The organism is Tepidimonas fonticaldi, from assembly GCF_007556755.1.
GTDB lineage: Bacteria > Pseudomonadota > Gammaproteobacteria > Burkholderiales > Burkholderiaceae_C > Tepidimonas > Tepidimonas fonticaldi.
In genome coordinates this window covers 115280-137071 of record NZ_VJOO01000005.1, presented here as the reverse complement: position 1 = coordinate 137071, position 21792 = coordinate 115280, and the positions used below count along the sequence as shown (strand labels likewise).

Below are 21792 nucleotides of genomic sequence, written 5' to 3'. Positions count from 1 at the left end.
CGCGTCTAGCACATCGGTGCGTCGACAGAACCGAGACTATAGCAGAAAAACGGGCCGATCGCCGTCAGCGGCGCCAGACTTTTTGCACCCCCGGCACGTCGGTGAGCACCGCCATCACGCGGCTGACGCGGGTCGCATCGCTGACCTCCACGGTAAATGTCATCCACGCCACGCCTTTGACGGATTGGGTTTGCACGCCGATGACGTTGATCTTCTCGCGCGCAAAGGCTTCGGAAATGTCGCGCAGCAGGCCCTGGCGGTCCTGGGCCTGCACGCCCACGTCCACCGCATAGACGGGGGCATGGGGCCCTGCGGGGGCGCTGCCGGACCACTCCACCTCGATCACCCGGCCGGGCTGGCGGCGGGCCAGGGCCAAAAAGTCGGGGCAGTCGGCGCGGTGCACGCTCACCCCCTTGCCTCGGGTGACGAAGCCGCGAATGTCGTCGGGCGGCGCAGGCTTGCAGCAGCGCGCCAGCGTGGTCATGAGGGACCCCACCCCCACCACCAGCACACCGCCGGGGCGCCCGCCGGGCTGGCTGCGCGCCTTTTTCAGCACCAGTTCGTCGGGCGGCGGGGCCGGCTCGGCGCGGTGGAGCAGCTGCTCGATGGCGCGCAGCGTCAGCGCCTCCTTGCCCACGGCTTCGAACAGGTCGTCCGGGGTCTCGAACCCCAGCTCCAGGGCCAGGTCTTCGAGCTTGACGGCGGTTTTGCCTTCGCGCTGCAGCAGCCGCTCGACCTGCTCGCGGCCCCGCGCGATGTTGTCGGCCGCAGCCTGCGCGTTGAACCAGGCGCGCACCTTGGCCTTGGCGCGGTGACTGACCAGATAGCCCGCTTCGGGGTTGAGCCAGTCGCGCGACGGCCCGCCCTCCTTGGCCGCGACGATCTCCACCGTCTGGCCATTGGCCAGCGGGGTGTTCAGCGGCACCATCTGCCCGTCGACGCGCGCGCCGCGGCAGCGGTGGCCCAGATCGGTGTGCACCGCGTAGGCAAAATCGACCGGCGTGGCCCCTTTGGGCAGCTCGACGATGGCCGCGTGCGGCGTGAGCACGTAGATGCTGTCGTCGAACAGACCGTGCGACAGGCCGCTCAAGTCGCGCTGCCACGCCAGCAGCTGGCGCAGCACCGCGATCTTGGCGTCGTAGGACGACCCGGCGGTCACGCCCGCGTAGCCCTTGGTGCCGGCCTCCTTGTAGGCCCAGTGGGCCGCCACGCCGTGCTCGGCGTGCTCGTGCATGGCCCGCGTGCGGATCTGGATCTCGAAGGCGCGCCCCTGCTCGTCGCGCACCACGGTGTGCAGCGACTGGTAGCCATTGGGCTTGGGCTTGGCGATGTAGTCGTCAAACTCGTCGGGCACCGGCGAAAAATGCGCGTGCACCCACGCCAGCACCCGGTAGCAGTCGTCCACCGTCTCGACGATCACCCGCAGCGCCCGCAGGTCGTAAACCTGGTCGAAATCGAGCGACTTGCCGCGCATCTTCTTGACGATGCTGTAGATGTGCTTGGGCCGGCCCTGTACCTGCGCGGACAGGCCGAGGGCCGCCAGCTCGCGCTCCAGGCGCTGGCGGACGTGCTCGACATGTGTCTCGCGTTCGACCCGCTTTTCGTCGAGGAGCCGGGCGATGTGCTTGTAGGTGTCCGGCTCCAGAAAGCGGAAGGCCAAATCCTCCAGCTCCCACTTGAGCTGCCAGATGCCCAGGCGGTTGGCCAGCGGCGCGAACACCTGCAGCGACTCGGCGGCGAGCGAGCGCTCCGGCAGGCGCTTGACGGCGGCGTGGTAGCGCAGCGTCTGCAGGCGCGAGGCCAGCCGCAGCAGCACCACGCGCAGGTCGCGCGAGAAGGCCAGCAGCATCTTGCGCACGTTTTCGGTCTGCGCGGCATCCAGCGCCGACGCGGCGGCGTCGGCCGGTGCGCTGCGCTGGCGCGCCTGGCGCTGCAACTGGATGAGCTTGTTGGTCTCGATGGCGACGTCGGCGAACGCCTCGCCGAAGGCCTTGGCGATCATCTCGCGCGGGCGCGCAAGAAAGGGACTGGCGTAGACGAGGTACACACAGGCTTGCAAGTCCGGCGTGCCCCCGATGCGGCCCAGGATCTGGACCACGGCGTCGGCGTGGTCGAGCACGGGCTCGCCCGTGTCCAGCGCTTCGCCGCTGAGCAGGGGCTCGGCAAACGCCCGGGCGCGCTGCAGGGCGCGGCCGTCGCCGTCGGTGGGGGTGGCGAGCGCGGCCGTGATCGCCGTGGCCGTGCCGGGGGCTTCGTCCTCGTGGGTGGGGCGGCTGATCATGGCGCAAGCAGAAAGTCCCGCACGACCCGCACCTGGTCCTCCTGCACCAGCGTCGGGGCGTGGCCCACCCCGGCAAACTCCACCAGCCGCGCGCGCGGGCCGCGCTGTGTCATGGCAACGGCCGTGGCGCGGGACAGCAGGTCCGACTCGGCCCCGCGCAACAGCAGCGTGGGGCAGGTGATGGCGTCGTACATCGCCCACAGGCCCGCCTCGCCCGCCTGCTGCGCGGCGGAGCGGGCCTGGGCTGCGGCAACGGGGTCGGCCGCCTGGGCCGCGCGCTGGGCCTCCAGAAGGGCACGAAACGGCACCGCGATGGCGGGGTCGTAATGCAGCGTCCATCCCCCCGCCACCGGCCGCAGCATCGGGCGCGTCAGCGCCAGCCACTGCTCGGGCGTGTGCGGGCCGAAGGTGCTGGACACCTGCCAGAGCGCGTCCGCCGCGGCCTGCTCGCTCGGATAGACGGGCTGCTGGCCCAGATAGCGGGCGATGCGCTCCAGCGAGGCCGGCTCGATCACCGGCCCGACATCGTTGAGGACCAGCCGGTGCAAGCCCATGGCGGGCTGCGACGCCAGCGCCATGCCGATCAACCCGCCCATGCTGGTGCCCACCCAGTCGATGCGCAGCGCATAGGGCTCGGCGGTGCCGGTCGCCTGGGCATGGCGCTGGCGCAGGTGGGCCAGCAGAACCGCCAGGTCGTTGACGTAGGTCGGGATCTGGTAGGCCAGCGGATCGTCGAGCCAGTCGCTCTGGCCGCGGCCGGCCACATCCACGCACACGACGGCCGCGTGGGGCGCCAGCGCCCGCGCCAGCACATCGAAGTCGCGCGCCTGGCGCGACAGGCCGTGCACGCACACGACGACATGGGCGGGGTGGGCGGCTCCGGTGGCGTTCCACTCCCACCAGGCGATGCGACGGGGCTCGCCATGCGCAGCGCGGGGGCCAGGAACGGCCAGGTGATGCAGCGTCGGTTCCATGGGCATGTGTGGCTGATAATGCGTGCGATTTCGTCGACGTCGATCGCCAGATCGTAAAGGAATTGGAGCGCGCACCATGCTGAAGCACAAGACGGCCCTCGTCACCGGATCCACCAGCGGCATCGGGCTGGGCATTGCCAAGGCCCTGGCTCGCCAAGGGGCCAACATCGTCCTCAACGGCTTTGGCGATGTGGACGGGGCGCAGGCGGAGATCGCCGCGCTGGGCGTGGACGTGCTCTACCACGGCGCCGACATGAGCCGGCCGGCGGAGATCGAGGACATGATGCGGGCCGCCGCCGAGCGCTTCGGCCGCGTGGACATTCTGGTCAACAACGCCGGCATCCAGCACGTGGCGGCGATCGAGGACTTTCCGCCGGAGCGCTGGGACGCCATCATCGCGATCAACCTGAGCAGCGCCTTCCACACCACGCGGCTGGCGCTGCCGGCCATGAAGGCGGCCAACTGGGGGCGCATCATCAACGTCGCCTCGGTGCACGGCCTGGTGGCCTCGGCGCAGAAGTCCGCTTACGTGGCGGCCAAGCACGGCATCGTGGGGCTGACCAAGGTCGTGGCGCTGGAGACGGCCACCACCGGCGTCACCTGCAATGCCATCTGCCCGGGCTGGGTGCTGACGCCGCTGGTGCAAAAGCAGGTGGACGCCAAGGCCGCGGCCCTGGGCATCAGCAACGAAGAGGCGACGCGCCTGCTGCTGGGCGAGAAGGAACCGTCGATGCAGTTCACCACGCCCGAGGAACTGGGCGAACTCGCGGTGTTTTTCTGCTCGCCGGCGGCCAACAATGTGCGCGGCGCGGCCTGGAACATGGACGGCGGCTGGGCCGCGCAGTGAGGGGCCGCGTCACTTCAACCGCACGGCCCCCGAGACGGTGACCTGCAGCAGCGCCTGCCCCGGCTCCACCGGCAGCGCGGGGGCGGCCTCTGCGACATTGGCCGCCATGGCCCGCAGCAACGGACGCGGCTCCGGCCCCGGGGTCTGCGTCCCGACGTGGACCTCGCGCAGCTCGTAGCCCTGGAAACCGAAGGCCCGCGCCACCTCTGCGGCCTGTTGGCGAAAGGCCTCGATCGCCTGCCCGCGCACCGCCGCCTCGGCCTGCCGGGCGGCCTCGCGGCTGAGCGACATCTGCAGCCCCGTGACGGCCATGCCCGGCAGCTCGGCCGCCAGGGCGGCGATGCCCGCCAGATCCCGCCCCTGCAGCAGCAGCTCGGCGCTGCCCTGCCAGCCGGTGATCTGCCCGTCGCGCCCGTAGCGCGGCTGGACCTGGAAGCCGCCGCTGGCCACCTCCAGCCGTCCGGCCCGCTCGCGCGGGCGGATGTGCGCCAGCGCCTGATCGAGCGTTCGCCGCAGGTGCGCTTGCACGGTGGCAGCATCGGGGGCTTGGTGGCGCACCGCCACGGTGACGGTGATCCAGTCCTGCGGCAGGCGCTGCTCGGCCTGGGCGCTGAGGTGCACGACATTCGCTTCCGACACCCCCTGGGCCAGCAGCGGCAGCGGCGCGCCCAGGCACAGGGCCCACACGACGGCGCTCGACGACAACGCGCCGCGCAGCCCGCAACGCGCAAGGACAGCGGGGTGGGTGGTGACGGGCGAGGTCGTTCGGGCAAACGGCATGGGGTGCTCCTGGGGCGACGGCAAGCCTGCAGTGTGCCACCGTCGAGCGATGCCGCGCCCGCGCCGGCGCTGCCAGCGCGGGATTTTCACGCCACAATGCCCGCATGAACACGCGCCGCCCGGACCGCCTCGTGATCGTCGACGACGACACCCGCATCCGCGAACTGCTGCACCGCTACCTGAGTCAGGAAGGCTTCGAGGTGCTGCTGGCCGAAAACGGCCAGCGCCTGGACCGCCTGCTGCTGCGCGACCCCGTGGACCTGATCGTGCTGGATCTGATGCTGCCCGGCGAAGACGGGCTGTCCATCTGCCGGCGCCTGCGCGCCAGCGGCGACCACACGCCCATCATCATGCTCACCGCCAAGGGCGAGGACGTGGACCGCATCGTCGGCCTCGAACTCGGCGCCGACGACTACCTGCCCAAGCCCTTCAATCCGCGCGAGCTGCTCGCGCGCATCCATGCCGTGCTGCGCCGCCGTCCCCGCCCCGAGGCCCCGGGGGCCGCCGCCGCGGACAAGGCCGTGGTGCACTTTGGGCCGTTTGCCTTCGATCTGGGTCAGCGCATCCTCACCCGCGACGGCGTCGAGGTGCCGCTGACGACGGGCGAGTTCGCCATGCTCAAGGCCCTGGTGCGCCACCCACGCCAGCCGATGTCGCGCGACAAGCTGGCGCAACTGGCCCGCGGGCGGGAGTTCGAACCCTTCGACCGCAGCCTGGACGTGCAGGTCTCGCGCCTGCGCAAGCTGATCGAGCCCGACCCCGCCAACCCGCGCTACATCCAGACGGTCTGGGGTGTGGGCTACATGTTCGTGCCGGACGACTGATGAGCCTGTTCTGGCGCAACTTTCTGCTGCTGTCGGGGTTGCTGCTGCTCAGCGTGCTGGCGTGGTTTCAGACCTTTCGCACGCTGGAGCAGGAACCCCGCGCCCTGCAGAGCGCGCAAGCCCTGGCCTCGCTGGTCAACCTGACGCGCGCGGCCCTCATCTACACCGACCCCATCGCCCGCGTGGCGCTGGTCAAAACCCTGGTGGACGAAGAGAACGTACGCATCGCCGTGCGCGACGAGCACGACACCTACACCCCGTTCGAGGCCGACTCCCCGGGCCACCGGGTCGCAGTGGCCCTGATCGATCGCCTGGGCCCCGGCACCATCGTGGCGCGGGAGGTCAACGGCTTCGATGGGCTGTGGATCGGCTTTGCCATCGAGGGGGAGAAGTACTGGCTGCTGGCCGACCCCTCCCGGCTGGATGCCGTGCGCGGGCGCACCTGGCTGGCCTGGCTGGCGACGGCGCTGGCGCTGTCCATGGTCGGCGCGGCGGCGATCACGCGCTTGATCAACCAGCCGCTGCAGCGGCTTGCGCAGGCCGCGGCGCGCGTGCGCGACGGGGATTTCGACGGCGCGCGCCTGGACGACACCCTACCCACGCGCGAGATTGCCGGCGTCAACCGGGCCTTCAACCGCATGGCCGAGCAGCTCGCCCGCGCCGAAGCGGACCGCCGCCTGATGCTGGCGGGCATCTCGCACGACCTGCGCACCCCGCTGGCGCGGCTGCGGCTGGAAATCGAAATGGGCGTGCCGGACGCCTCGACGCGGGCCCGCATGGCCGACGACGTGGCCGATGTGGACACCATCATCGGCCAGTTTTTGGATTACGCGCGCGAGCGCCCGGCCCACCTGGACGCCACGCCGATCGCTGGCGCGCTGGAGCGGGCCGCCGCCCCCTACCGCCAGCGCGACGACGTCGAGCTGCGCGTGCGTGCTCCAGAGGGGCTGCACGCGATGGCCGACACCACGGCCTTGCAGCGCGTGCTGACCAACCTGTTCGAGAACGCCACGCGGCACGGCCGCAGCGCCGACGGCCGCGTGCGCATCGACATCCAGGTCGCGCGGCGGGGCGAATGGATCGAGCTGGAGGTGCGCGACCACGGCCCGGGCACGGCGCCGGACGCGCTGCCGCGGCTGACCGACCCCTTCTACCGTGCGGAAAGCGCGCGCACCACGCCGGGCAGCGGCCTGGGGCTGGCGATCGTGCGGCGCGCGCTGGAGCGCATGGGGGGCGAGTGCCACATCCGCAACGCCCCGGGGGGCGGCCTGTCGGTGACGCTGCGGCTGCGGCCGGCGTAAGCCGGTTGCGCCCGCGGGGGCCGCCGCGTCAGGCGCACGACGCGCGCCGCAACAGCACCACCGCGCGCGCCTCGATGCACAGCCCCTGGCCCGCGGGCCCCAGCCGTTCGGCCGTCTTAGCCTTGACGTTGACGGCCTGCGGCGGCAGGTCCAGACAGGCGGCGATCCGGGCCTGCATGGCTGCGCGGTAGGGGCCCAGACGCGGCGCCTGCGCGACGACGGTGGCATCGACGTTGACCGGCAACCATCCCCGTTCACGGACGGCGGCACGCGCCTCGGCCAACAGCCGGACGGAATCCGCACCGCGCCAGCGCTCGTCCGTATCGGGGAACCAGGTGCCAATGTCGCCCAAACCCGCCGCGCCCAGCAACGCGTCGGTGATGGCGTGCAGCAGCGCATCGGCGTCGGAGTGGCCCAACAGCCCGCGGTCGAACGGAACCTCCACCCCGCCCAGCACCAGCCGCCGGCCCGGCACCAGCGCATGGACATCCCAGCCTTCGCCAATGCGCCAGGCGGGCGCGTCGGAATCGGTCAGCAAAGCCTGGGCCACGGCAAAGTCCTCCGGGTAGGTGAGCTTGACGTTGTGGGTGCTGCCGCGCACCAGCCGCGGGCGGGCGCCGCAGCGCTCGAGGGCGCTGGCCTCGTCCGTGATGCCGGCAAACCCCGTATCGCGGTGGGCCTGCAGGGCGTCGCGCAAGGCCCCCAGGCGAAACATCTGCGGCGTTTGTGCCAGCCACTTGCCGTCTCGCGGCAGGGTCCGGTCGATGCCGCCGTCGGCGCCCGCCTCCTTGAGCGTGTCCGCCAACGGCACCGCCAGCAGCCCGCCCACGGGCTCGTCGCGGCAGGTATCGATCAGGGCCTGGATGTCCGCCGGCCGCACCAGACAACGCGCCGCGTCGTGCACCAGCACCCAGTCGTGGTCGCGCGCACCGGCCTCGGCCAGGGCTGTCAACCCGTTGAGCACGCTCTCGGCGCGGGTCGCGCCCCCGACGTGCCAGACCCGCACCCGCGCATCCTGGCCGACGGGGGTGTCGTCCTGCGGCGCCAGCACCACCCCCACCCCGACCAGCGCGGGCACCGCCGTCAACGCCGCCAGCGTGTGGTCGATCACCCGGCGCCCCGCGATCACGTGGTACTGCTTGGGCGTGCTCAGGCCCGACCGGCTGCCGCTGCCCGCCGCCGGCACGAGCGCATAGCAACGCACCGCGCCCCCCGCGTCCGAGGGCCACGGCACGCCAGCGCCATTCGCCGCTCGGGAAACCGGCAGGGCATGCGCAACATTCGCATCCGTCATGGCCGTGGATTCTAGAATGCAGCCCCTCATGGAACTTCCCCGCCTCACCCCTGGCAAGCGCTTCCAGTCGGCGCGCCCCGCCCCATCGGCCGATGCGATGGTGCTCGCCGCCCTGGCCACGCGCGAGAAGGCCGCCGGCCGCCCGACGGCCATCGTCACCGCCGACGCGGCAGACGCCCAGCGGCTGCTCGCCGAGCTGCCGTTCTTTGAGCCCGGGCTGCGCTGCGCGCTGTTTCCGGACTGGGAAACCCTGCCCTACGACACCTTTTCGCCGCACCAGGACCTGATCTCTGAGCGGCTGGCCACGCTGTGGCGCATCCAGCAGCGCGCGGCGGACGACGGCGCCGACGTCATCCTGGTGCCGGCCACCACGGCGCTGTACCGGCTGGCGCCGCCGTCGTTTTTGGCGGCCTACACCTTTGCCTTCAAAACCGGGCAAAAGCTGGACGAAGCGCGCCTGCGCGCCCAGCTCACCCTGGCGGGTTACCAGCACGTCACCCAGGTCGTCAGCCCGGGCGAATACGCGGTGCGCGGCGGGCTGATCGATCTCTTCCCCATGGGGTCGCCCATGCCGTACCGCGTCGATCTGTTCGACGACGAGATCGACTCCATCCGCACCTTCGATCCGGACACGCAGCGCAGCCTGTACCCCGTGCCCGAGGTGCGCCTGCTGCCCGGGCGCGAGTTTCCGATGGACGATGCGGCGCGCGCGCGCTTTCGCGCCCGCTGGCGCGAGCTGCTGGAAGGCGACCCGACCAAGAGCCGCCTGTACAAGGACATCGGCAACGGCGTGGCCACCGCGGGCATCGAGTACTACCTGCCGCTGTTCTTCGACGAGACGGCCACCGTCTTCGACTACCTGGGGGCGGACGCGACGCTGGTGTGGCACGGCGACCTGGACGACGCCTTCCAGCGTTTTTGGCAGGACACCCGCGAGCGCTACCGCCTGGTGCAGGGCGACCCGGAGCGCCCCGCCCTGCCGCCGGAGACCTTGTTTTTGGACGCCGAGGGCTTTTATGCCCGCGCCAAACCGCACGCCCAATGGGCGCTGCGCCCCGCCGCTGCCGCGCAAGCGCTGGCGGCATGGCCCGGCGTCATCGACGCGCTGCCCGACTTGACCGCGCAGCGCGGCGCCGACGACCCGCTGGAGCGGCTGCACGCCCACCTGCGGCGCACCACGGCCCGGGTGCTGATTCTGGCCGAAAGCGACGGCCGGCGCGAGAGTTTGCTGGACTTTCTGCGCTCCAGCCGGCTGGATCCCCCGGTTTTCGACGACCTGGCGGCCTTCCGCGCCAGCACCGAGCCGGTGGGCATCGCCACCGGGCCGCTGGCGGCGGGGTTTGCCTGGCCCGAGGCCGGTATCGAACTCGTTACCGAGACCGAGCTGTTTGCCGCCGGTCCGACCGTGCGCCGACGGCGCAAGCAGGAGCAGACCAGCGATGTCGAAGCGCTGATCAAGGACCTGAGCGAGCTGCAATTGGGCGACCCCGTCGTGCACGCGCAGCACGGCATCGGGCGCTACCGCGGGCTGGTCAACCTGGACCTGGGCGAGAAGAACCCCGACGGCACGCCCGCCCTGCAGGAGTTTTTGCACCTGGAGTACGCCCAGGGGGCGACGCTTTACGTGCCCGTGTCGCAGCTGCACCTGATCAGCCGCTACACCGGCGTCAGCGCCGAGGAGGCGCCGCTGCACCGCCTGGGCAGCGGCCAGTGGGACAAGGCCCGGCGCAAGGCCGCCGAGCAGGTGCGCGACACCGCCGCCGAGCTGCTCGACGTCTATGCGCGCCGTGCCGCGCGCGAGGGCCACGCCTTCCGCTTCGACGCCAAGGACTACGAGGCGTTCGCCAACGACTTCGGCTTCGAGGAAACGCCGGACCAACGCGCCGCCATCCACGCCGTCATCCAGGACATGATCAGCCCGCGGCCGATGGATCGGCTCGTCTGCGGCGACGTGGGCTTTGGCAAGACCGAGGTGGCGCTGCGCGCGGCCTTCGTCGCCGTGACCGGGGGCAAGCAGGTCGCCTTCCTGGCCCCGACGACGCTGCTGGCCGAGCAGCACTACCAAACGCTGGTGGACCGTTTTGCGCGCTGGCCGGTGCGCATCGCGGAGATGAGCCGCTTCCGCACGGCCAAAGAGATCAGCGCCGCACTCAAGGGCATCGCGGACGGCACCATCGACATCGTGGTCGGCACGCACAAGCTGCTGTCGGAAAAGACCCAGTTCAAAAACCTGGGGCTGCTGATCATCGACGAGGAGCACCGCTTCGGCGTGCGCCACAAGGAGGCCATCAAGGCGCTGCGCGCCGAAGTGGACGTGCTGACGCTGACCGCGACGCCCATCCCGCGCACGCTCGGCATGGCGCTGGAGGGGCTGCGCGACCTGTCGGTGATCGCCACCGCGCCGCAGCGGCGGCTGGCGATCAAGACCTTCGTGCGCGAGGAAAACGCCGGCGTCATCCGCGAGGCGGTGTTGCGCGAGCTCAAGCGCGGCGGGCAGGTCTACTTCCTGCACAACGAGGTGGAAACCATCGAGAACCGTCGGGCCAAGCTGGAGCAGCTGCTGCCCGAGGCGCGCATCGGCATCGCCCACGGCCAGATGCCGGAGCGGGAGCTGGAGCGCGTGATGCGCGACTTCGTCGCCCAGCGGTTCAACCTGCTGCTGTGCTCCACCATCATCGAGACCGGCATCGACGTGCCGACCGCCAACACCATCGTCATCAGCCGCGCCGACAAGTTTGGCCTGGCGCAGCTGCACCAGTTGCGCGGGCGCGTCGGGCGCAGCCACCACCAGGCCTACGCCTACCTGCTGGTGCCCGACATCGAGGGGCTGACCAAGCAGGCCGCGCAGCGGCTGGAGGCGATCCAGCAGATGGAGGAGCTGGGCAGCGGCTTTTACCTCGCGATGCACGACCTGGAAATCCGCGGCGCCGGTGAGGTGCTGGGCGAGAGCCAGAGCGGCAACATGATGGAGGTCGGCTTTCAACTCTACAACGAGATGTTGGCCGAGGCCGTGCGCAGCCTGCGCGAGGGAAAGGAGCCCGATCTGCTCAAACCCCTGGCCGCGACCACCGAGATCAACCTGCACGCCCCGGCCCTGCTGCCGCAGGACTACTGCGGCGACGTGCACCTGCGCCTGAGCTTTTACAAGAAGCTCGCCACCGCCAAGACCAACGAGCAGATCGACGCGCTGGTCGAAGAAATCGTCGACCGCTTTGGCAAATTGCCCCCGCCCGCGCAAAACCTGATCGACGTGCACCGGCTGCGTGTGCTGGCCAGCCGCTACGGCGTGGTCAAGATCGACGCCGCCCCGTCGCATGTGCTGATCAGCTTTCGCCCCAATCCGCCCGTGGACCCGATGCGCATCATCGAGCTGGTGCAGAAGAACCGCCAGGTCAAACTGGCGGGCAATGACCGCCTGAAGATCGAGCGCGCCCTGCCCGAGCCATCGGGGCGCGCCCAGCTGGTGCGTGACGTGCTGCGATCGCTGGGTCAGCCTTTGGCCGCCGAAACCGCATGACCCCCGCCGACACGCCCTTTCCCACCCCGCGCCACACCTGGCTGGACGATACACAGGCCCTGCTGACCGGCACGCTGATCGTGACGCTGGGGCTGGTGCTGTTCCGCCAGGCGGGGTTGGTGACCGGCGGCACCGTGGGTCTTGCTTTCGTCACTCACTACGCCACCGGCTGGCCGTTCGGCGCGCTGGTGTTCGCCATCAACCTGCCGTTCTACGCGCTGGCCTGGGTGCGCATGGGGGGCGCGTTCACGCTCAAGACGGTGCTGGCCGTCGGGCTGCTGGCCGCCTTTACCGAGGCCGTGCCGCGCTGGCTGGCAATCGAGTCGCTGCATCCGCTGTTCGCCGCCGTGGCCGGCGGGCTGCTGATCGGCGTCGGCTTCATCATCCTGTTCCGCCACCGGGCCAGCCTCGGCGGCTTCAACACCCTGGTGCTGTGGCTGCAGGAGCGCTACGGCTGGCGCGCCGGCGTGGTGCAGCTGGCCATCGACGCCGTCATCCTGCTGGCCGCCATTCCGTGGGTCGGCCCGCTGCAGCTGCTGCTGTCGGTGCTCGGCGCGGCGCTAATGAACCTGACGCTGGCGATCAACCACCGGCCCGGGCGCTACGTGGCGTACTGATGCCTTATGCCCAGTAGAATTTCCATATCCAATACCTTGGGCGTGATGACCATGACCACCCTTGCCGATCGACTGCTGGAGCGGTTCCAGACGCTGCCCGCCGACGCGCAGGCGGAGGTCGTCGATTTCGTCGAATTTCTTCTCACACGGCATCAGTCGATGGTCGCAGACTGGAGCGAGGCCGACCAAAACATCCTGGCCCAGCTGGCGGCGATCGACGATGACCCCGTCGCATACGACGAGCGCGACCTTCGGGAACGCTGGGCATGAAGCGACCTGGTCAGGTCGCCCTGCTGCGCCTTGCCCAGACCGACCTCACCCCCGGCAAGCTACGGCCCGTTGTGCTGCTGCGCCGCGCCTCCAGCCGCTTCGACGACTGGCTGGTCTGCATGGTCACCTCCCGCCTGCACCAGGCCGAGCCGGATCTGGATGAACCGATCCTGCCCACCGACCCGGACTTTGCCGACACCGGCCTGAAGGCCCCGAGCGTGGCACGGCTGTCGCGGCTGGCGGTGGTCGAGGGGGCCACGCTGGCGGGCGCCCTGGGTGCCGTCGCGCCCGCGCGGCTGGATCGCATGCGCCAGCGGCTGGCCCACTGGATCGTCCACGAACCAACCCCACCATGACCCCACTGACCGACATCGCCCCCGGCCTCGCGGTGCGGGGCATCGCGCCGCCGCTGCGTCTGCGCGACTTCAAGCTGATCGCCTTCGACATGGACTCCACGCTGATCAACATCGAGTGCGTGGACGAGATTGCGGATGCCGCCGGGCGCAAGGCCGAGGTCGCCGCCATCACCGAAGCCGCCATGCGCGGCGAGATCGCCGACTACAAGGAAAGCCTGCGCCGCCGCGTGGCGCTGCTGGCCGGCGTGCCGGTGCAGCACCTGGAGGACGTCTACCGCCAGCGCCTCCAGCTCAACCCCGGCGCGGCCGAGCTGGTGCTGGCGTGCAAGGGGGCGGGGCTCAAGGTGCTGCTGGTCAGCGGGGGCTTCACCTTCTTCACCGACCGGCTGCGCGAGCGGCTGGCGCTGGACTTCGCGCGCAGCAACAAACTGGAAATCGTCGACGGCCGCCTGACCGGGCGGCTGCTGGACCAGCACTGGGGCGACATCTGCGACGGCGCCGAGAAGCGCCGCACGCTGCTGCAGGCGTGCGACCTGATCGGCTGCACGCCCGAGCAGGCCATCGCGATGGGCGACGGCGCCAACGACCTGGAGATGATGGCCGCCGCCGGCCTGGCGGTGGCCTACCGCGCCAAGCCGAAGGTGCGCCAGCAGGCCCACGTCGCCATCGACATGGGCGGGCTGGACCGGCTGCTGGAGGTCGTGCGGCCCTGAGCAACCAAACCATTTCCATCGGATGCCAACCCACGCCTTTCTCAAACCGGCTCCGGCACGCTCGGCAGGCCCGACAACGCCATCGCCAGCTCGCGCTCGTCGTAGGTCTCGTCCTTGAGCTCGCCGGCGAAGTATTTCTGGTACGCGGCCATGTCGAAGTGGCCGTGGCCGCACAGGTTGAACAGGATCGTCTCGCTCCGGCCCTCGCGCTTGCAGCGCAGCGCCTCCTCGATCGCGCCCTTGACGGCGTGGTTGGCCTCTGGCGCCGGCACGATGCCCTCACTGCGCGCGAACAGCACACCGGCCTCGAAGCACTGCGTCTGCGTGTAGGCCACCGCCTCGATCAGGCCCAGCTCCTTCAGGTGCGACACCAGCGGCGCCATGCCGTGGTAGCGCAGCCCGCCGGCGTGGAACGGCGGCGGCGTGAAGGTCGAGCCGAGCGTATGCATCTTGGTCAGCGGCGTCAGGTGCGCCGTGTCGCCGAAGTCGTAGGCATATTTGCCGCGCGTCAGCGACGGGCAGGCGGCCGGCTCCACCGCCACGATGCGCGGCCGCGCCCCGCCGCGCAGCCCGTGGCCGATGAACGGGAAGGCGATGCCGGCGAAGTTGCTGCCGCCGCCGGTGGCGCCGACGATCACGTCCGGCCAGGCGTCGGCCATCTGCAGCTGCTCCATCGCTTCCAGCCCGATCACGGTCTGGTGCAGCAGCACATGGTTGAGCACCGAGCCGAGCGCGTACTTGGTGTCGTCTCGCTGCGCGGCCAGCTCCACCGCCTCGGAGATCGCAATGCCGAGGCTGCCGGGGTGGTCCGGCCGCTGCGCCAGGACGCGGCGGCCGTACTCCGTCTCGGTGGACGGCGACGGCAGGCAGCGCGCGCCGTAGGTCTCCATCACCGCGCGGCGGTAGGGCTTCTGGTCGTAGCTGACGCGCACCTGGAACACCAGCACCTCCAGCCCGAACAGCTGCCCCGCGAACGACAGCGACGTGCCCCACTGCCCGGCGCCGGTTTCGGTCGTCAGGCGCTTCGTGCCGGCCTGCGCGTTGTAGAACGCCTGCGGCACCGCGGTGTTGGGCTTGTGGCTGCCGGCGGGGCTGACGCCCTCGTACTTGTAGAAGATCTTGGCCGGCGTGCCCAGCGCCTTCTCCAGCCGGTGGGCCCGGAACAGCGGGCTCGGCCGCCAGAGGCGGTAGATCTCGCGCACCGGCTCGGGGATCTCGATCTCGCGCTCGGTGCTGACCTCCTGCAGGATCAGCTCCATCGGGAACAGCGGCGCCAGATCGTCCGGGCCGACCGGCTGCAGCGTGCCCGGGTGCAGCACCGGCGGCGGGGCCTTCGGCAGGTCCGCGGCGATGTTGTACCAGTACTTGGGCATCTGGCTTTCCTGCAGCAGGAACTTGGTCGGCGTCGTCACGGGGGGATCTCCTCGAGGGTCGGATACGGTGGGGGGTGCCCGGGCACAATGGCGCCATGGGCCGCATCCGCCATTTTGTACGCGAAGCTTCGATCACCCTGACGCTGGCGCTCGGGGTTTTCCTGGGGGTGCAGGCGTGGCTGACGCGCGCCACCCCAGAACGCTGGGCGCCCGAAGGGACGCTGGCGTGGCTGCTGCCGGACGGCAGCGAGGGCCGCGGCACTTGGGCCGACCTGCGCGCGCAGCTGGGCGCCGGCGTGGGGTCGCCCGTGGCGCTGCACGTCTGGGCCACCTGGTGCGGCATCTGCCGCGCCGAGGAAGGCACCGTCAGCGCGCTGGCCGCCCACCGGCCGGTGGTGACGCTGGCCACGCGCAGCGGCGATGCGGCCACCGTGCGCGCCTACCTGCGGCAGCGCGGCCTGCCGTGGGTCACGGTGCTCGACGCGGACGGGCGCCTGGCCGCCGCGCACGGCTGGCGCTCGGTGCCGGTGTTCGCGGTGCTGGACGCCGGCGACCGCCTGCGCCACGTCACCGTCGGCTACACCACCGGCGTCGGCATGCGGCTCAGGTTGTGGGCGGCCACGCTGGCGCGGTGACCCGCAGAAAGATGATGACGGCGGCTGCGAAGATCAACAGGGCGATGAGTTTGGACAGCGCATCCCGAGAGGCGGAAGTGCGAGCCCACCGACCACCCAGCCATCGCCCCAGCACGATGGACGCCGCCCATAACGCCATGACCCCGATCACCAGGGCCACGGTCTTGAAGAAGATGGCCTGAACCACCCTCGAGCGCCTTTCAGCCCAAGGCGACCGCCAGCCGCCGCACCCCCTCGCGGATGCGCTCCTCATCCACCGTCGCGAAGCTCAGCCGCAGCGTCGCCGGATCCGGGTCGCGGGCGAAGAACGGCGCCCCCGGCACGAAGGCCACGCCCTGTTCGATCGCCCGGCGCGCGAGCTCGCCGCCGTCCGCCGGCTTGCCGCCCGCGCCGGTCAGCCGCGCCCAGACGAACAGCCCGCCGCGCGGCGGCACGAAGTCGATCGCCTCGCCCAACTCCTGCCGCAGCGCCTCCACCATCGCCGCGGCGCGGCGGGCGTAGATGCTGCGCACGCGCTCGAGCGTCGCCGGCATGCGGCCGCTGGCCAGATACTGCGCCGCGGTGGCCTGCGCGAAGGTGCTGGTGTGCGCATCGCTGAACTGCTTGCACATCGTCGCCTTGGCCAGCAGCTCGGGCGGGGCCACCATCCAGCCAATCCGCAGCCCTGGGGAGAGCACCTTGCTCAGGCTTCCGCAGTGCACGAGGCAGTCCCGGCTGCCCGGCACCTCGTGGCTCAGCGCCAGCAGGCTTGGCGGCGGCGGGGCGTCGAAATAGAGATCGCCGTAGGGATCGTCCTCCACCACCAGCGTGCGCGTGCGCACCGCCAGCTCCAGCACGCGGCGGCGGCGCTCCAGGCTCATCTGCGCGCCGCTCGGGTTGCCGAACGTCGGGATGAGGTAAACGAACTTTGGCCGGTGCCGCTCGATCAGGCGCTCGAGCTCCCCGACATCCGCGCCCTGCCCGTCCACCGGCACCGTCAGCAGCTGCGCGCCGTAGAGGCGGAAGCACTGGATGGTGGCCAGGAACGTCGGTGCCTCGACGATCACCGTGTCACCCGGCGAGACGAGCGTCTTGCCGATCAGGTCCAGCGCCTGCTGGCTGCCGGTGGTCACGATCAGGTCGGTGGGCGCCACGCCGCGCGCGCCCTTGGCGGCCATGAAGGCCGCCAGCTGCTCGCGCAGCGGATCAAACCCCTCGGTGGCGCCGTACTGCAGCGCCGCGCCGGGGTTGGCGGCAAGCGCCGCCAGCGTCGCCTCGCGGATGCCGTCGACGTCGAACAGCGCCGCATCCGGAAAGCCGCCGGCGAAGCTGATGATGCCGGGCTTGCCCAGCAGCTTGAACAGTTCCCGGATCGCCGAGGTCTCGACGTAGGCCAGCCGCTCGGCCAGCCGCACCGGGGAGGCGGGCGCGTCATCCGTCATCGCGTATCCTTCAGGAGAAAATGCGCATCCGCAGCACCCCGCCACCTGGGGGCCTCAAGCGCCACGGACCCGTGATGAAACCGCGCGACATCGAAGCCTTTTTCTCGGCCCTGCAGGCCGAGCGGCCCGAGCCGCAAACCGAGCTCGAGTATACGAGCGTGTTCGAGCTGCTCGTGGCCGTGATGCTGAGCGCCCAGGCCACCGACCGCAGCGTCAACCAGGCCACGCGGCGGCTGTTCCCCATCGCCAACACGCCGCAGGCCATCCTCGCGCTGGGGCAGGAGGGGCTGGAAAGCCACATCCGCACCATCGGGCTGTACCGCAGCAAGGCGCGCCACGTCCTCGAGACCTGCCGCCTGCTGCTGGAACGCCATGGCGGCGAGGTGCCGCGCCGCCGCGAGGAGCTGGAAGCGCTGCCCGGCGTCGGCCGCAAGACCGCCAACGTGGTGCTCAACGTCGCCTTCGGCGAGCCGACGATGGCGGTGGACACGCACATCTTCCGCGTGGCCAACCGCACGGGGCTGGCCCCCGGCAAGACGCCGCTGCAGGTCGAGCGGGGACTGCTGCAGCGGGTGCCGGCGCGCTTTTTGCGCGACGCGCACCACTGGCTGATCCTGCACGGCCGCTACACCTGCACCGCGCGCGCGCCGAAGTGCGGCGCGTGCCCGGTGGCAGCGTGGTGCGACCACGCCAAGGCCCAGACAACAGCATCGACCCAGCCCCGTCACCCGCGTCGGGCCCGAACCGCCCCCTGATGAGCACCCCCCGCCCGCTGCCTTGGCTGGATCCTGGCGACCCTTTTCCGCCCGCGGAGCGCGCCTGGGGGCGACGGGACCCCATCCCGGGACTGCTCGCGGCCGGCGGCGCGCTGGACACCCCGACCCTGCTGCAAGCGTACCGCCACGGGGTGTTCCCATGGTACGGCGAGGGGCAGCCCATCCTGTGGTGGAGCCCCGACCCGCGCATGGTGCTGCGGCCCTCGCGCTTTCACCTCAGCCATTCGCTGCGCAAGGCCCTGCGCGCCGCGCTGCGCCAGGGGCGGCTGCAGATCCGCATGGACAGCGCATTCGACGCCGTGATCGACGCCTGCGCCCACACCCCGCGCCCCGGACAGGACGGCACCTGGATCGTCCCGGAGATGCAGGCTGCCTACCGGGGGCTGCACCGCGCCGGCCACGCGCACAGCGTCGAGACGTGGTGGGATGGCCAGTTGGTCGGCGGTCTGTACCTGGTCAACATCGGGCGCGCGGTGTTTGGCGAATCGATGTTCAGCCACCGCCCCGACGCCTCCAAAATGGCCCTGGCGGCGCTGGTGGCGGCCTGCCGCGCCTGGGGCGTGCCCTTGATCGATTGCCAGCAAAACACGCGCCATTTGGCATCGCTCGGGGCGGCCGAGGAATCGCGCGACCGTTTTTTGCACGAGGTTCGTCAGGCCATCGATGCGCCCACCCCCGCATGGCGCTGGGATTGCCTATACTGGAACTGCCTTTGGCCTGACGCGCCGCTGGACCCGCTGCCCCCCACCATCCCTTCGACACCCCCGTGACCCGCCTGCACGAACTGCCCCTGACCGCCGTGCAGTTCTATGCCACGGCGCCGTACCCGTGCAGCTATCTGCCGCAGCGGCTGGCGCGCTCGCAGGTGGCCACCCCCAGTCACCTGATCCAGGGCGAGACCTACTCCCGCCTCGTGGCCAGCGGGTTTCGGCGCAGCGGCCTGTTCACCTACCGGCCCTATTGTGACGGCTGCCAGGCGTGCATCCCCTTGCGCGTGCGCGCCGCAGAGTTCGCCCCCAACCGCAGTCAGCGCCGCGCCTGGCGAGAACACGCCACGTTGCACGCGCGGGTCATGCGCCTGGGCTATTCGCCCGCGCACTACGCGCTGTACCTGCGTTACCAGCGCAGCCGCCACGCGGGGGGCGGCATGGACCACGACAACGTCGAGCAGTACAGCCAGTTCCTGCTGCAAAGCCACGTCAACTCGCGGCTGGTGGAGTTTTGGGCGCGCGGTGACGCCGACACCCCAGACCGGCTGGTGATGGTGTCCTTGATCGACCTGCTCGACGATGGCCTGTCCGCGGTCTACACGTTCTACGACCCCGACTGGCCCGGCTCGCTGGGCACCTACGGTGTGCTGTGGCAAATCGAGCAGGCCCGCCGCCTGCACCTGCCCTATGTGTACCTGGGGTATTGGATCGCCGACAGCCCCAAGATGGCTTACAAGGTCCGCTTTCGCCCGCATGAGCTGTACCAGGACGGCCGCTGGCAACTGGCGCTGTGAGGATGAGCCCTGATTTCATCTGGTAAAATCGGCCGTCGATATTTCCGACGACGGTCTCATGCGCAAAACGGACGACAGCCCCCCTCCACGGCCCAGCGTGCAGGTGCTCGAGCGCATGTTCGCCGTGCTCGACGTTCTGTCGCGGCACGAGGATCCCGTGTCGCTCAAAACGCTGGGCGAAGAAACCGGTTTGCACCCCTCCACCGCCCACCGCATCCTCAACGACCTGGCGATCGGCCGCTTCGTGGAGCGCCCCGAACCCGGCATGTATCGGCTGGGTCTGCGCCTGCTGGAGCTGGGCAACCTCGTCAAGGCGCGTCTGGATGTGCGCGAAGTCGCCGTCGGCCCGATGCGCGAGCTGCACCGCCAAATCCAGCAGCCGGTCAACCTGAGCGTGCGCCAGGGCGACGAGATCGTCTACATCGAGCGCGCCTACAGCGAGCGCTCGGGCATGCAGGTGGTGCGCGCCATCGGGGGGCGCGCGCCGCTGCATCTGACCTCCGTGGGCAAGCTGTTCCTCGCGCAAGAGGACCCGCAGCGCCTGCGCGCCTACGCCACCCGCACCGGGCTGGCTGGCAACACCCCCAACAGCATCACCCAGCTGGCCGTGCTGGAAAAAGAGCTGGCCCTGTGCCGCCGACTCGGGGTGGCGCGCGACAACGAGGAACTGGAGCCCGGCGTGCGCTGCATGGCCGCCGGCATCTACGACGATCAGGGGCGGCTGGTGGCTGGTCTGTCCATCTCCGCCCCCGCCAACCGCATCGACGAGAGCTGGCTGCCCAAGCTCCAGGCCACCGCGGCCGAAATCAGCGCCGCGCTCGGCTATCGCGGCGAGCGCGCCTGATCAACCCCCACCCGATCATCCCGACCTGCCCGTCGGCGCGGCGCCACAGGCCTCACCCCGGCAGGCGTTCGGTCCAACGATCCGCCACGGGGTCCGCCATGGCGCCCCACGGCTGCGACACGCGCTCCGGCATCAACGCCTCGCGCTTGCCCGCCCCGGGACGCAGCAACGACTGCTCCAGCCAGCGCAGCAAGCGCTCGGCATCCGTCCAGCGCGCCGACGAATCCGCGGCATCCATCAACACCATGATCAGGTCGCGCCCCGCCAGCCGCACCTGCATGGCGACACAGCGGCCGGCCTCGCGGATGTAGCCGGTCTTCTGCAGCAGGATGTCCCACTCGCTTTCGCGCACCAGCTTGTTGCTGTTGCGGTAATGCACCACGCGCCGGCCGCTGGCCAGTTCGTACTCGGGCGATGTGGTCAGCTCGCGCAGCACCGGGCGCTCGGCTGCGGCGGACACGAGTCGCGCCAGATCGCGCGGGCTGGACTGATTGTCGCTGGACAGGCCGGTGGGCTCGACGAAGCGGGTGGCGCTCATGCCCAACTCCGCCGCCTTGCGATTCATGGCCGCGACGAACGCCGGAATGCCCCCCGGATAGGTCCGCCCCAGCGCATGGGCCGCACGGTTCTCGCTGGACATGAGGGCCAGATGCAGGGCCTCGGCCCGCGACAGGCGCGTGCCCACCGCCAGGCGCGATCCGCTGCCCTTGAGGCGATCGACGTCGTCCGCCGTGATGGTGAGGATTTCATCCATCGGCAGGCCCGCGTCGGCGATCACCAGCCCGGTCATCAGTTTGGTCAGCGACGCGATGGGCAGCACCGCCGCGTCGTTTTTGCCGACCAGCACCGCGTTGGTGTCGCGGTCCACGACCAGCACGGCGTTGGAGTTGAGGCGCACCGGATCGAGCGACAGCGCGTGCATGTCGTCCGCCCCACCTCCCGCCGCTGCGGAGGCGTATGCCGCGCCCGACAACGCAGCCGCCCCGGCGGAAGCGGATACCAGCGTGGCGCGTGTCCGGGGCATGGGCGCGGCCGCCGCGCGCGGTGCCGCGGCGGCGGGAAGCGCCGCCTGCGCCTTGGGGGCCGCAGGCTGGGCCGATGCGGCGCGGCGCTCGCCCGTGCGTTGCACCCGATGTTTGGCGCGGGGCGCGGCCTTGGCGGCCTTGGCGGCCTTGGCCCGCGGCTTGGCCGGGGGTTTTGCGCGGTCCGCCTTGGCGCTCACCGCCACAGCCGCCGCATGCGCCGCCTGCGGCGGCAGACTCAAACCCCATCCGACCAGCGCGAGCACCAGCGCCCGCGTGCCCCACAACAGCGTCTTGTTCATGGTGTCGGCCCCATAGCCATCGACAAGGTTGGCAGTATAGGGGAGCGATCGCTCAAAACACCCTTTTCGACACCGTGTTAGGCAAAATTTTTGAGCCGTTTCCACAACACCGGGGCCGCGCCCACCGCCCGGCCCCGGCGC

The 21792-nt window shown here is 70.8% G+C and carries 20 protein-coding genes; 13 read left to right on the top strand and 7 right to left on the bottom strand.

Annotated elements, in window-relative coordinates; genetic code table 11:
• Nucleotides 1–64: 64 nt before the first annotated feature.
• Together Tfont_RS04610 and Tfont_RS04605 are read right to left on the bottom strand one after the other, a co-directional pair.
• Complete coding sequence (locus Tfont_RS04610; protein WP_143968560.1) at nt 65–2281, bottom strand: RelA/SpoT family protein; 2217 nt, start codon at nt 2279–2281, stop codon at nt 65–67.
• Nucleotides 2278–3255, bottom strand: coding sequence for an alpha/beta fold hydrolase (locus tag Tfont_RS04605; RefSeq protein WP_143968559.1), 978 nt, complete (start codon nt 3253–3255; stop codon nt 2278–2280). Before Tfont_RS04605 ends, Tfont_RS04610 begins: the two co-directional genes overlap by 4 nt.
• 76 nt (nt 3256–3331) lie before the next feature.
• On the opposite strand from Tfont_RS04605, the gene Tfont_RS04600 reads away from it, so the two are divergent.
• Nucleotides 3332–4102, top strand: coding sequence for a 3-hydroxybutyrate dehydrogenase (locus Tfont_RS04600; protein WP_143968558.1), 771 nt, complete (start codon nt 3332–3334; stop codon nt 4100–4102).
• A gap of 9 nt (nt 4103–4111) precedes the next feature.
• Here the strand turns inward: Tfont_RS04600 and Tfont_RS04595 are convergent, their stop codons facing one another.
• Nucleotides 4112–4882: an SIMPL domain-containing protein gene (locus Tfont_RS04595; protein ID WP_143968557.1), complete on the bottom strand. Its 771-nt coding sequence runs from the start codon at nt 4880–4882 to the stop codon at nt 4112–4114.
• 104 nt (nt 4883–4986) lie between these two features.
• Here Tfont_RS04595 and ompR point away from each other — a divergent pair, with 104 nt between their 5' ends.
• Both ompR and Tfont_RS04585 read left to right on the top strand, forming a co-directional pair.
• On the top strand, nt 4987–5706 hold the full coding sequence (gene ompR / locus Tfont_RS04590; protein ID WP_068609445.1) for an osmolarity response regulator transcription factor OmpR: 720 nt from the start codon (nt 4987–4989) through the stop codon (nt 5704–5706).
• Nucleotides 5706–7007: an ATP-binding protein gene (locus Tfont_RS04585; RefSeq protein WP_143968556.1), complete on the top strand. Its 1302-nt coding sequence runs from the start codon at nt 5706–5708 to the stop codon at nt 7005–7007. The genes ompR and Tfont_RS04585 overlap by 1 nt, the downstream gene beginning before the upstream one ends.
• A 28-nt stretch (nt 7008–7035) precedes the next feature.
• Here the strand turns inward: Tfont_RS04585 and ispD are convergent, their stop codons facing one another.
• On the bottom strand, nt 7036–8301 hold the full coding sequence (gene ispD / locus Tfont_RS04580) for a 2-C-methyl-D-erythritol 4-phosphate cytidylyltransferase (protein ID WP_143968555.1): 1266 nt from the start codon (nt 8299–8301) through the stop codon (nt 7036–7038).
• Between the two features lie 28 nt (nt 8302–8329).
• On the opposite strand from ispD, the gene mfd reads away from it, so the two are divergent.
• From mfd to serB, 5 genes are read left to right on the top strand one after another with little or no spacing between them, the layout of a single operon-like run.
• On the top strand, nt 8330–11818 hold the full coding sequence (gene mfd, locus Tfont_RS04575) for a transcription-repair coupling factor (protein WP_143968554.1): 3489 nt from the start codon (nt 8330–8332) through the stop codon (nt 11816–11818).
• Nucleotides 11815–12435 (top strand): YitT family protein, encoded by a 621-nt coding sequence (locus tag Tfont_RS04570; protein ID WP_143968553.1) that lies wholly within the window; start codon nt 11815–11817, stop codon nt 12433–12435. The genes mfd and Tfont_RS04570 overlap by 4 nt, the downstream gene beginning before the upstream one ends.
• A 51-nt stretch (nt 12436–12486) precedes the next feature.
• Nucleotides 12487–12705, top strand: coding sequence for a DUF2281 domain-containing protein (locus Tfont_RS04565; protein WP_185974471.1), 219 nt, complete (start codon nt 12487–12489; stop codon nt 12703–12705).
• Entirely contained in the window at nt 12702–13061 is a 360-nt protein-coding gene (locus tag Tfont_RS04560; protein ID WP_143968551.1) for a type II toxin-antitoxin system PemK/MazF family toxin, read from the top strand. Before Tfont_RS04565 ends, Tfont_RS04560 begins: the two co-directional genes overlap by 4 nt.
• Nucleotides 13058–13774, top strand: coding sequence for a phosphoserine phosphatase SerB (gene serB, locus Tfont_RS04555; protein ID WP_143968550.1), 717 nt, complete (start codon nt 13058–13060; stop codon nt 13772–13774). The genes Tfont_RS04560 and serB overlap by 4 nt, the downstream gene beginning before the upstream one ends.
• 41 nt (nt 13775–13815) lie before the next feature.
• Here the strand turns inward: serB and Tfont_RS04550 are convergent, their stop codons facing one another.
• A complete protein-coding gene (locus Tfont_RS04550) occupies nt 13816–15186 on the bottom strand; it encodes a TrpB-like pyridoxal phosphate-dependent enzyme (protein WP_143968549.1) in 1371 nt (456 codons plus the stop codon).
• A gap of 56 nt (nt 15187–15242) precedes the next feature.
• Between Tfont_RS04550 and Tfont_RS04545 the strand changes: the two genes are divergently transcribed.
• The gene (locus Tfont_RS04545; RefSeq protein ID WP_143968548.1) at nt 15243–15782 is read left to right on the top strand and encodes a redoxin family protein; all 540 of its coding nucleotides are present in this window, start codon (nt 15243–15245) and stop codon (nt 15780–15782) included.
• 200 nt (nt 15783–15982) lie between these two features.
• Here the strand turns inward: Tfont_RS04545 and Tfont_RS04535 are convergent, their stop codons facing one another.
• Nucleotides 15983–17176 carry an aminotransferase-like domain-containing protein gene (locus tag Tfont_RS04535; RefSeq protein WP_143968580.1) on the bottom strand — a complete coding sequence of 398 codons (1194 nt, stop codon included), beginning with the start codon at nt 17174–17176 and terminating at the stop codon, nt 15983–15985.
• A gap of 101 nt (nt 17177–17277) precedes the next feature.
• On the opposite strand from Tfont_RS04535, the gene nth reads away from it, so the two are divergent.
• Genes nth through Tfont_RS04515 form a run of 4 tightly spaced genes read left to right on the top strand, consistent with a single transcriptional unit; the run spans nt 17278 to nt 20327 of the window.
• Complete coding sequence (gene nth / locus Tfont_RS04530) at nt 17278–17958, top strand: endonuclease III (protein ID WP_143968546.1); 681 nt, start codon at nt 17278–17280, stop codon at nt 17956–17958.
• Nucleotides 17958–18749 carry a leucyl/phenylalanyl-tRNA--protein transferase gene (aat, locus tag Tfont_RS04525; protein ID WP_068609433.1) on the top strand — a complete coding sequence of 264 codons (792 nt, stop codon included), beginning with the start codon at nt 17958–17960 and terminating at the stop codon, nt 18747–18749. Before nth ends, aat begins: the two co-directional genes overlap by 1 nt.
• Complete coding sequence (locus tag Tfont_RS04520) at nt 18746–19483, top strand: arginyltransferase (RefSeq protein ID WP_068609429.1); 738 nt, start codon at nt 18746–18748, stop codon at nt 19481–19483. The genes aat and Tfont_RS04520 overlap by 4 nt, the downstream gene beginning before the upstream one ends.
• Nucleotides 19484–19541: 58 nt before the next feature.
• Nucleotides 19542–20327 (top strand): IclR family transcriptional regulator, encoded by a 786-nt coding sequence (locus tag Tfont_RS04515; protein ID WP_143968545.1) that lies wholly within the window; start codon nt 19542–19544, stop codon nt 20325–20327.
• Nucleotides 20328–20379: 52 nt separating this feature from the next.
• On the opposite strand, the gene Tfont_RS04510 is transcribed toward Tfont_RS04515, so the two are convergent.
• On the bottom strand, nt 20380–21651 hold the full coding sequence (locus Tfont_RS04510) for a D-alanyl-D-alanine carboxypeptidase family protein (RefSeq protein WP_143968544.1): 1272 nt from the start codon (nt 21649–21651) through the stop codon (nt 20380–20382).
• Between the last annotated feature and the right edge of the window lie 141 nt (nt 21652–21792).